The sequence below is a fragment of the Streptomyces capparidis genome (genome assembly GCF_054782095.1).
Genome location: NZ_BAAGTD010000011.1, coordinates 82,792 through 93,948, shown reverse-complemented (window position 1 = coordinate 93,948; position 11,157 = coordinate 82,792). Strand labels below are relative to the sequence as shown.

Here is an 11,157-nt window from a genome sequence, read left to right as displayed (position 1 = left end):
TGCATCCCTTCACAAGGGCGGGCGCACCGCGCGACACTCGCATGGGCGTGATGTTCACCACATTCCTGTGCCGCATCCCATTGGCTTCGCGCCGGAGGTGAGGGCTACGTGTCCCTGCACGACGACCTGACCCGGGTCCAGCGCACCGTGGACGACCTGGTCCGCTCCGTGGACCGGCTGGAGCACGCGTTCGGCGACGGCCTGGAGATACGCAGGGTGCGCACCGACGCCGACCACCTGCGCGAGAGCCTGGCCCTGCTGCTGGCCGCCGCCGCGATGGCCGGCGAGGGCAAGCGCACCGCCGTGGCCGGCTCGATGGTGACCATCCCCGACGCCCCCTACGACCCGGCGCTGTGGGCGGGCGCGGAGGACGAGGGCATCGGCTCGCCGCACCGGCACGCGCCGTAACGGGCCGCCGTCCCGCATCCCACGACAACGCGACACCTTCCCGCGCCCGGGCTCGGGCGGCCGCTGTGCGCCGCCCTGCCCGCGCCCGCGCGGGCGGCGCTGTGCCGCGCTCCCCCGCCGTACTCGGAGAACCCCTTGGCAACCGGAATCCACCCCCCGCCCGACCCGGGCAGCAGCTCCCCCGGTCCCGACGACGACCCCGCACCGCGCCGCGCGCCCCGTGGAGCCGCACGCTCAGGCGTGCACGCCCCGGGGCGCGCGGCTCTCGCGGCCGGGCACCTGAGACGGGACCGGTGGTGGGTGCCGCCGCTGGCGACGACGCTGGGCCTGCTGGCGTTCGTCGTCTACTCCACGTGGCGGGCGTTCGCCAACGGCGACTACTACGCGGCGCCGTACGTCTCCCCGTTCTACTCGCCGTGCCTGGCGTCGAACTGCACCGAGATGCAGTCCGGCAGCGCCGACTGGCACCTGGTCGGGGACTGGTGGGCGCTGTCGCCCGCGGTGCTGATCCTGATCTTCCCGCTGGGCTTCCGCCTCACCTGCTACTACTACCGCAAGGCGTACTACCGGGGCTTCTGGGCCTCGCCGCCGGCGTGCGCGGTGGCCGAGCCGCACCGCAAGTACACCGGGGAGACCCGCTTCCCGCTGATCCTCCAGAACGTCCACCGCTACTTCCTGTACTTCGCGGTGCTGGTCGCCTCCGTCCTCACCTACGACGCGGTGCTGGCGTTCCGCGACGAGGACGGCGAGTGGGGGCACATGGGCGTCGGCACGCTGGTGCTGTGGGCGAACGTGCTGCTCATCTGGGCGTACACGCTCTCCTGCCACTCCTGCCGCCATCTGGTCGGGGGGAAGCTCAAGCACTTCTCCCGGCACCCGGTGCGCTACCGCATGTGGGGCTGGATCGGCGCCCTGAACGCGCGGCACATGCTGCTGGCGTGGTCCTCGCTGATCAGCGTGGCCTTGGCCGACCTGTACGTGTACCTGGTGGCCAGTGGCGCCTTCGACGACCCGCGGCTGTTCTGAGCCGGCCGCCCCGGGAGGGGCCTCCCCGGGGCCGGAGGGTCCTCCCCCGGCACCCCATCACAGGACCAGGCCGACGCACGGGCCGTGCAACGCGGTCAGAGAGGGATGAACCAGACATGACGGAGGCGGAACGCCACACGTACGACGTGGTGGTGGTCGGCGCGGGCGGCGCCGGGCTGCGCGCCGCGATCGAGGCCAGGGCGCAGGGCATGCGCACGGCCGTGATCTGCAAGTCGCTGTTCGGCAAGGCGCACACGGTGATGGCCGAGGGCGGCATCGCGGCCAGCATGGGCAACGTCAACGAGGGCGACGGCTGGCAGGTCCACTTCCGCGACACCATGCGCGGCGGCAAGTTCCTCAACAACTGGCGGATGGCCGAGCTGCACGCCCGGGAGGCCCCGGACCGGGTGTGGGAGCTGGAGACGTGGGGCGCGCTGTTCGACCGCACCGAGGACGGCCGGATCAGCCAGCGCAACTTCGGCGGGCACCAGTACCCCAGGCTGGCCCACGTCGGCGACCGGACCGGCCTGGAGCTGATCCGCACCCTCCAGCAGAGGATCGTCGCCCTCCAGCAGGAGGACGAGAGGGAGTACGGCGACCACGAGGCGCGGCTGAAGGTCTTCCAGGAGTGCACGGTCACCCGGGTGCTCAAGGCCCGCGCCGAGGGCGGCACCGCCGCGCCGGAGCGGGTGGCCGGGGTCTTCGGCTACGACCGGGAGACCGGCCGGTTCTTCGTGGTGGAGGCGCCCGCCGTGGTGCTGGCCACCGGCGGGATCGGCAAGTCGTACCGGGTGACGTCCAACTCCTGGGAGTACACCGGCGACGGGCACGCGCTGGCGCTGCTCGCCGGGGCGTCGCTGGTCGGCATGGAGTTCGTGCAGTTCCACCCGACCGGGATGGTCTGGCCGCCGTCGGTGAAGGGCATCCTGGTCACCGAGTCGGTGCGGGGCGACGGCGGGGTGCTGCGCAACAGCGAGAACCGCCGGTTCATGTTCGACTACATCCCGGACGTGTTCAAGAGCCAGTACGCGCAGACCGAGGAGGAGGCGGACGGCTGGTACGCCGACCCCGACCGCAACCGCAGGCCCCCCGAGCTGCTGCCCCGCGACGAGGTGGCCCGCGCCATCAACGCCGAGGTCAAGGCCGGGCGCGGCAGCCCGCACGGCGGGGTGTTCCTCGACGTGTCCACACGGATGCCCGCCGAGGAGATCAAGCGGCGGCTGCCGTCCATGCACCACCAGTTCAAGGAGCTGGCGGACGTGGACATCACCGCCGAGGCCATGGAGGTCGGGCCCACCTGCCACTACGTGATGGGCGGGGTGGAGGTGGAGCCGGACACGGCGGCGGCCACCGGGGTGCCGGGCCTGTTCGCGGCGGGCGAGGTCGCGGGCGGCATGCACGGCTCCAACCGGCTCGGCGGCAACTCCCTGTCCGACCTGCTGGTCTTCGGCCGCCGGGCCGGGCTGCACGCGGCGCGGTACGCGGGCGCGCTCACCGCGGGCCGGCCCCGGGTGGGCGAGGAGGACGTGGCCGCGGCGGCGGCCGAGGCGCTGCGGCCGTTCGAGGGGGGCGGCGCGGGCGGCGAGAACCCCTACGGCCTGCACACCGAGCTCCAGCAGACCATGAACGACCTGGTCGGGATCATCCGCCGCGCCCCGGAGATGCGCGAGGCGCTGGAGCGCCTCGCCGAGCTGCGCCGGCGGGCCCGGCGGGTCGGCGTCGAGGGCCACCGGCAGTACAACCCCGGCTGGCACCTGGCGCTCGACCTGCGCAACATGCTGCTCGTCTCCGAGTGCGTGGCCAGGGCCGCGCTGGAGCGCACCGAGAGCCGGGGCGGGCACACCCGCGACGACCACCCGGAGATGGACCGCGCCTGGCGGCAGGTGGCCCTGGTGTGCCGGCTGGACGGCGACGGCGCCGACCCGTCCGCGCCGGAGCCCGCCCGGCACGGCATCGGGCTCACCCGGCGGCGGACCCCGCCCATCCGGCCCGACCTGCTCGACCTGTTCGAGCGGGAAGAGCTGATCAAGTACCTGACCGACGAGGAGCTGGAGCGGTGAGCCACACGCAGCGTTTCCGTGTCTGGCGCGGCGACCGGGACGGCGGCGGGCTGCGCGACTACGACGTGGAGGTCAACGAGGGCGAGGTCGTCCTCGACGTCGTCCACCGCCTCCAGGCCACCGTCGCCCCCGACCTGGCCGTCCGCTGGAACTGCAAGGCCGGCAAGTGCGGCTCGTGCAGCGCCGAGATCAACGGGCGCCCCCGGCTGATGTGCATGACCCGGATGTCGGTGTTCACCGAGTCCGAGACCGTCACCGTCACCCCGATGCGGGCGTTCCCCGTGGTCCGGGACCTGGTGACGGACGTGTCGTTCAACTACGCCAAGGCGCTGCGGATCCCCTCGTTCGTGCCGCCGCCGGGGCTCGCGCCGGGCGAGTACCGGATGATGCAGGAGGACGTGGGCCGCTCCCAGGAGTTCCGCAAGTGCATCGAGTGCTTCCTGTGCCAGGACACCTGCCATGTGGTGCGCGACCACGAGGAGAACAAGCCGGTGTTCGCCGGGCCCAGGTTCCTCATGCGGGTGGCGGAGCTGGACATGCACCCGCTGGACGCGGCCGAGGAGGCCGGGCTCGACCGCAAGCGGGCGGCGCAGGAGGAGCACGGGCTCGGGTACTGCAACATCACCAAGTGCTGCACCGAGGTGTGCCCCGAGCACATCAAGATCACCGACAACGCGCTGATCCCGCTGAAGGAGCGGGCGGTGGACCGCAAGTACGATCCGCTGGTGTGGCTCGGGGACAGGATCCTGCGGCGCCGCAAGGAGTGACGCCGCCGCCCGGCGCCCCGCCGCCGGTGCGCGCCGCCCGGGAGGCGGCGCGCACCGGTTGCCGGGCTCAGCGCCGCGCGGAGCGCTGGATCATCTCGTAGCCCACGGCGTACTGCCCCTCGTTGCGGGAGTAGTCGCCGATGGCCCAGAACCGGCCGGGCCGCCCGGCCGGGGCGAGGCCGTGCACGGCGTAGGCGTAGCCGCCGGTGACGGTGGCCCCCTCCGTCCTCGTCCAGCGCCCGCCGTCCCAGCGCCAGTACACCGGCGGACCCTGGTGGCCCTCGGGGTCGCCGGCGAGCCACACCGTGCCGTGGCCGTCGCCGGTGACGGCCCGCAGGGCGATGCCCCGCACCGGGCCGGTGACGTCCCGCCACGCCGTGCCGTTCCAGTGCAGCACCCGGGGCTCGAAGCCGGGGTCGCTGTCGCCGCTGGTGAACGCGGTCGCCCACACGCTGCGGGCCGATTCGGCGTACACGCTGTTCAGGTGGATGCCGGGGCCGGGCGACGGCGTCTTCCGCCACTGCCTGCCGTCCCAGTGCAGCGCCAACGCCTGCGCCCGCGAGGGGTGGGTGTCCACGGCCTCGCTGCCGACCGCCCACGCGTCGTTCGCCGCCCTGGCGTCCAGGTCCCGGATGTTGCTGCCGGCACCCAGGTCGGTGGTCCGCCACTGCCCGCCGTGGTAGGCGCTGATGGTGCGGCTTCCGGCCATCCAGGCCCGGCCGCCGGGCACCGCCTCCACCTCGGACAGGTAGTACCGGTCGTGCTCCTCGGGCAGGGCCACCTGCCGCCAGTGCCTGCCGTCGTAGCGGGCCAGGACCTCCTCCCCCTGGGCCGGGCCGGCGCCGTACGCCCACACGTCGCGGCGCGAGACCGCGCTCACCGACTCCCAGTACCGGGTGTCGGGCAGCTCCTCGGCGGTCTCCTGGCGCCAGGCGGTGCCGTCCCACCGCAGCATGACCCCCCGGGAGCGCTCCGCGGGCCGGTCGTACCTGTTCCCCACGGCCCAGGCGGCGTCCGGGCCCGCGGACGACACCGCCCTGAGGTGGCTCTCGCCCAGCGTGCCCGCCAGCGACGTCTCCCACCGCGGGCCGGGCTTCGCCTTGGTCCAGGCCGCGGAGGCGGGTGCCTCGGCTGGCCTGTCGGCCGGCGCCGCCACCGCGGACGGCGCGGCCAGGCCGGCCGCCGCGACCAGTGTGATCGCGGCGGCGGTGATGCGGGTTGTCGTCCTCACGTCGTGCCCCTCCCCGGGCGCGGCGCCGTCTCGCGACGGCGGCGCCCCTGTGCCGGTTTGATCGACCGCACAGGAGACGCGCCGCCGCACCGCACAGTTGTACGGGCGGCGGAGAGGCGGCCCGCCGCGGGGCGCCGGGCGGACCCGGGGCCCTCAGAACAGGCTGAGCAGCGCGTCCACCGGGTCCTTCGCGGTGCCGTCGTCGTCCGGCAGGGACAGCTCGAACCACACGGTCTTGCCGTGCGGGGTGCGGCGGCTGCCCCAACTGTCGGCGAGCAGGCTGACCAGTTGCAGGCCGCGGCCGCCCTCGTCGGTGTCCCGGGCGCGGCGGCGGCGCGGCTGGACGAGCCCGGAGTCCCACACCTCGCACACCAGGGTGCGGTCCAGCAGCAGGCGCAGCCGTATGTCGCCCTCGCCGTGCCGCAGCGCGTTGGTGACCAGCTCGCTGACCAGCAGCTCGGTGGTGTCCACCAGCCGCCCGAGGTCCCACTGCCCCAGCCGCTCGCAGGCCAGCTCGCGGGCGCGGGAGACCGAGGTGGGCGAGGGCGGCAGCGTCCAGTCGCCGACCGCGTCGTCGGGCAGCGCCCGGATCCTGGCCATGAGCAGGGCGATGTCGTCCTCGCCGTGGTGGGTGTCCAGGGTGGTCAGGACGTGGTCGCAGACGTCCTCCAGCGGGCGGCCCGGGCCGTCCAGCGCGCCGCGCAGCGCCTCGAGGCCGGTGTCCAGGGGTTGGCCGCGGGACTCGACCAGGCCGTCGGTGTACAGGCCGAGCAGCGCGCCGTCCGGGAGCTCCACCGTGATCTCCTCGAACGGCTCCCCGCCGACGCCGAGCGGCATGCCGCTGGGCACGTCCACCATCTCCGGGGGCCGGCCGGGCTGGGCCAGCAGCGGCGGCATGTGGCCGGCGTTGGCGAAGGTGCAACTGCGGGTCACCGCGTCGTAGACGGCGTACACGCAGGTGGCCAGGTACACCTCGGACAGGTCGGCGCCCTCGCGCTCCTTGACCTTGGTGCGCCGGCTGCGGCCGCCGGTGGGCTCGCCCAGGCCCCGCACCGTCTCGTCCAGGGCCTGGAGCACCTCGGCGGGCTCCAGGTCGAGCAGGGCCAGGGTGCGCACGGCGGTGCGCAGCTCGCCCATGGCGACGGCGGCGCGCAGGCCGCGGCCCATCACGTCGCCGACCACCAGGGCGGTGCGGTGGCCGGGCAGCTCGATCACGTCGAACCAGTCGCCGCCGACCTCGGCCTCGGTGGTGCCCGGCAGATAGCGGCAGGCGATGTCCAGCCCGGCGGCCTCGGGGTTGCCCGGCGGCAGCAGGCTGCGCTGGAGGATCAGGGCGCGCTCGTGCTCGCGGCGGTACAGGCGGGCGTTGTCGATGCAGACGGCGGCGCGGGCGGCCAGCTCCTCGGCGAGCGCGGTGTCGCGCTCCCCGAACGGCTCGCTGCCCTTGGCGCGGGAGAACTGCACCAGGCCGAGCACGGTGTCGCGGGCGACCATGGGCACCACCAGGGTGGAGTGCACCAGGTTGCCGAGCTCGGGCTCGGTGGCCTCAGCCACGCCCATGGCCTGGGTCTGCGCGGTGCGCAGCGCCCTGGCGAAGGGGGAGGCGAACGGGTAGCGGTGGGTGCCGCCCACCTGCACCGGGCCGCCGTCCTCCGCCTCGGCGCCGCCGAGCGGGACGGGGCCGTCGGAGACCGCGCTGGCGAACGCGACCCGGCGCAGCTCGCCGCTGCCGTCCGCGGTGCCGTGGCCGCCGACGGTGTCCAGCAGGTTGTCGCCGCTGAGCAGCGCCTGGTACAGGTCCACCGACGCCAGGTCGCAGAAGTGCGGGACGGTGACGTCGAGCAGCTCGCGGGCGGTCTTCTCCAGGTCCAGGGTGTTGCCGATGCGGGCGGTGGCGTCGTTGAGCAGGGCGAGGTTGCGGCGGGCGCTGGCGGCCTCGCGTTCGGCCCGCTGGCGCCCGGTGATGTCCACGGCGAGGCCGGCGACCCCGATCGGGCGCCCGCTGCCGCTGTGCAGCCGGTACAGGGACACCGCCCAGCGGCGGCGGCCGGGGGCGCTGGGGACGGTGCCGACGATCTGCATGTCGAGCACGGGCTCGCCGGACTCCAGCACCTGGCGCAGGGCGGCGGCGATCCGGTCGGCCTCCACCCGGGAGAGCAGGTCGTGGACGGTCAGGCCGCGCAGCTCGCCGACGCCGCGGCCCATGGTCTTGGCGAAGCGCTGGTTGACCCGCAGCAGTTTGAGCTTCAGGTCGAACAGGAAGAAGCCCATCGGCGACTCGCCGAACACGGCCTGGGAGGCGGCGAGGTCGGTCTCGATGCCGCGCAGCACCTTCACGTCGAGGACGATGCACAGCGCGCCGCGCCGGCCCTCGCCGCTGTCGGACGGCATCACGTAGACCTCGGCGAGGCCCTCCTGCCCGGAGGAGTCGCGGAAGGGCACCAGGCCGATCCACTCGCGGCCGTCGAGGATCTCCGCGAGGCGCTCGCGGCCCTGCCGCCACAGGTCGGGCGGCACGAAGGCGGATATCGGGTCCTTGCCGATCGCCTCGCCGGCGGTGGTGCCGAGCAGTTCGGCGGCGCGGTCGCTCCACTGCTCGATCCGGCCGTCGGGGCCTATGGAGAACGACGCGACGCGCAGATAGTCGTAGACGGAGCCGGCGGGGCTGGCACCCCACACCACGGGAGTCCGCGTCCCCTCGCCGTCGTAGGGATCGCCGTATCCGGCGGCGGGGACGCCGTGCCGCGCACCGGTCCCCACGGGCACACCGGCCCGACCGCCCACACCTGCGTTGGAGGTCTCCGCCCTCGCTGGCTTGTCGCTCACGTACCCGACCCCTCCAGCTCACCACCCGGACCGGCCGTCTCCGAGTATTCAGCATTTCCACCGCACGGCACACGGTGTTGACGATCACAGCACCATTTCTACAGACGATATGAAGGACGAACCGCCGCGTTCGCTCCGAAATCAGCTACCCGGCAAGGGCAGTTCGAACCACACGACCTTGCCGTCCGCGCTGTACCGGGTGCCCCACCGGCGCGAGGCGCGTGCCACGAGCCTGAGTCCGCGCCCGCTCTCCGCGGTTTCGTCCACCTGGCGCTCCCGCGGCGGCTCCGGCAGCGGGTCGGAGACCTCCACCAGCAGCGCGTGCCCGCGCACCAGGCGCAGCCCGATCGGGCCGCAGGCGTGCCGGAGGCTGTTGGTCACCAGCTCGCTGACGAGCAGCACCGCCGTGTCCTCCAGCGGCGTCAGCCGCCAGCGGCGCAGCGTCTCCCGCACCGCGGCGCGGGCCCTGGCCACCGAACCGGGCTCCTCGGGCAGCGTCCAGCAGGCGTGCGCGTCCTCCGGCATGCGGCCCAGCCGCGCCATGAGCAGCGCCACGTCGTCCGGCTCCTGACCCGGCGTCAACCCCGCGAGCGCGGCGTCGCAGGACGCCTCCAGGTCGTCCGGCGCCCGGCGCAGCACGGCCACCAGGCGCCCGATGCCGTCGGTGATGTCCTCGCCGCGCTTCTCCACCAGGCCGTCGGTGTACAGCACCAGCACCGACTCGTCCGGCACCTCGAACTCGGCGCTCTCGAAGGAGGCGCCGTCGATGCCCAGCGGCGTGCCCGCGGGCAGGTCGAGCGGCCGCACCTCACGGCCTCCCCCGCCCTCGCCGGGCACCACCAGCAGCGGTGGCACGTGCCCGGCGCGCACGGCGCACACGCGCTGCACCGCCGGGTCGTACACCGCGTACACGCAGGTGGCCATGAGGATCTCGTCGGGCCCGTGGGCCAGGTCGTCGGCCAGGCCGTTGACGTGCCGCAGCAGGGTGCCGGGGGGCAGGTCGAGCTGGGAGAGGGTGCGCACGGCGGTGCGCAGCCGGCCCATGGTGGCCGCGGCCCGCAGCCCGTGCCCCATCACGTCCCCGACCACCAGCGCCACCCGGCCGCCCGCGAGCGGGATCACGTCGAACCAGTCGCCGCCCGCCTCCCTGCCGTGACTGGCCGGAACGTATCGGTGCGCGAGCCGCACCCCGGGGGGCTGGAGTTCCTGCTGCGGCAGCAGGCTGCGCTGGAGCATCAGCGCGGCGTCGCGCTCCCTGGCGTACAGGCGGGCGTTGTCCAGCGACCCGGCGACCCGGTCGGCCAGCTCCGTGCCGAGCGCCACGTCGTCCGCGTCGAAGCACTCCCTGCGGCCCGCCCGCCCCACCGTGATCAGCCCGAGCACCACGCCACGGGCGCGCAGCGGCAGGGCGAGGACCGAGTGGATGCCCAGCTCCACGGCGGTGCGCACCCGGAGGTCGTCCGGGTGGGTGGCGGCCAGGATCTCCTCGGTGGAACCGGCCACCCTCGGCTGCCCGGTCAGCAGCACCTGCTCGAACATCGAGCCGCGGCTGAAGGTGAGCGGGCGGTCCTTGCCCAGCAGCCCCTCCATCGCGGGGTCGCGCGGCGGCGGGGCGGCGGCGAGCTGGAGCAGGCTCGGCTGCCGGGTGTGCGGGGCCGCGGGCAGCTCGCCGCCCTCCAGCACGTCCTGGAGCAGGCCGATCCCGGAGTAGTCGCCGAAGCGGGGCACGAGGGCGGCGGCGACCTCCTCGGCGATCGCCCGCATGTCCAGCAGCTCGGCGATGCGCGAGCCGACGTCGTTGAGCAGGTCGAGGCGTTCGCGGACGCGCTCGGCCCGGCGGGCCGCCTCGTACCGCTCGGTGACGTCCGTGACGATGCAGCTCACGCCGAGGACCCGGCCGCGGCGGTCGGCGAGCCGGTGGCAGGAGACCGAGCGGTAGCCCGGGCCGACGGGGGCGCGCAGGGCGAAGTCCACCACCGGCTCGCCGGTGCGCAGCACCTGCCGCTGGATCTCCATCAGCTCGCCCGACCGGGGCACCCGCACACCGGTGGCCTGCTCGACCTCCGAGATGGTGCGGCCCAGGTGGTTCGCCACCGGCACGCCGTCGATGCGGCTGAGGGCCTCGTTGACCCGCACGTGCCGCAGCTCGGTGTCGAAGACGGCGATGCCCAGCGGGGAGGAGTGGAACAGCGAGTCGAGCACCGCCAGGTCCTGCTCGACGGTGCGGACCTCGCTGGTCTCCACCAGCGACACCAGCACGTAGGGCTTGCCGTCGCCGTCGACCAGCAGGGAGGCGCGGACGTCGGCCTGGACGGCGTGCCCGGCGCGGTGGCGCAGCGGGAGCACGCCGGTCCAGCGGCCGTGGCGGGTGAGGTGGTCGAGGATGGCCTCGCCGGTGGGGGCGGCCGCGGGGGCGGCCGGGCCCGGCTCCGGCGTCGGCGCCGGGCCCGGGAGGAAGGTCTCGATGCGGCGGCCGACCACGTGCTCCCCCGGCCAGCCGAGGACGCGCTCCGCGTGAGGGCTCCACAGCACGATCCGCCCCGTGGTGTCGAGCAGCACCACCGCGAGGCGGAGGGTGTCCAGGAAGGAGGCGGTGGGGTCGGGGTCGGCGGCCCGATCAGGGGATTCGGACTGCGGTTCGAGCCGGGACTCGGACTCGGGCTCGCGCTGGGGCTGCGAGTGGGCAGGCGGGGGCGGCGCGCCGGGCGGGCCGACTGCCTCGGTCACATCGTCCCCCAGGCTGGAAGTTCCCCAAACCGACAAAAAACGGACTAATAATTCTTACCCGAGATGCCGGGTGGACACCAGCAGGGGCCACCGGGCGGCGCGCCCCCGCTCC

General features: G+C 74.4%; 7 protein-coding genes. 4 read left to right on the top strand and 3 right to left on the bottom strand.

The features are described from left to right. Positions 1–108: 108 nt before the first annotated feature. The 4 genes from ACYVO2_RS11835 (at position 109) to ACYVO2_RS11820 (ending at position 4,261) form a co-directional block, all read left to right on the top strand. Positions 109–408: a hypothetical protein gene (locus tag ACYVO2_RS11835; protein ID WP_461007656.1), complete on the top strand. Its 300-nt coding sequence runs from the start codon at positions 109–111 to the stop codon at positions 406–408. Between the two features lie 135 nt (positions 409–543). Continuing rightward, on the top strand, positions 544–1,434 hold the full coding sequence (locus tag ACYVO2_RS11830) for a hypothetical protein (RefSeq protein WP_461007655.1): 891 nt from the start codon (positions 544–546) through the stop codon (positions 1,432–1,434). 116 nt (positions 1,435–1,550) lie between these two features. Continuing rightward, the gene (locus ACYVO2_RS11825; protein ID WP_461007654.1) at positions 1,551–3,494 is read left to right on the top strand and encodes a fumarate reductase/succinate dehydrogenase flavoprotein subunit; all 1,944 of its coding nucleotides are present in this window, start codon (positions 1,551–1,553) and stop codon (positions 3,492–3,494) included. Continuing rightward, on the top strand, positions 3,491–4,261 hold the full coding sequence (locus ACYVO2_RS11820; RefSeq protein ID WP_461007653.1) for a succinate dehydrogenase/fumarate reductase iron-sulfur subunit: 771 nt from the start codon (positions 3,491–3,493) through the stop codon (positions 4,259–4,261). The genes ACYVO2_RS11825 and ACYVO2_RS11820 overlap by 4 nt, the downstream gene beginning before the upstream one ends. 67 nt (positions 4,262–4,328) lie before the next feature. Here the strand turns inward: ACYVO2_RS11820 and ACYVO2_RS11815 are convergent, their stop codons facing one another. The 3 genes from ACYVO2_RS11815 to ACYVO2_RS11805 form a co-directional block, all read right to left on the bottom strand. Further along, positions 4,329–5,492, bottom strand: coding sequence for a beta propeller repeat protein (locus ACYVO2_RS11815; protein ID WP_461007652.1), 1,164 nt, complete (start codon positions 5,490–5,492; stop codon positions 4,329–4,331). A gap of 153 nt (positions 5,493–5,645) precedes the next feature. Continuing rightward, complete coding sequence (locus tag ACYVO2_RS11810; RefSeq protein ID WP_461007733.1) at positions 5,646–8,258, bottom strand: SpoIIE family protein phosphatase; 2,613 nt, start codon at positions 8,256–8,258, stop codon at positions 5,646–5,648. 201 nt (positions 8,259–8,459) lie between these two features. After that, complete coding sequence (locus ACYVO2_RS11805; RefSeq protein ID WP_461007651.1) at positions 8,460–11,045, bottom strand: SpoIIE family protein phosphatase; 2,586 nt, start codon at positions 11,043–11,045, stop codon at positions 8,460–8,462. Positions 11,046–11,157: the final 112 nt, after the last annotated feature.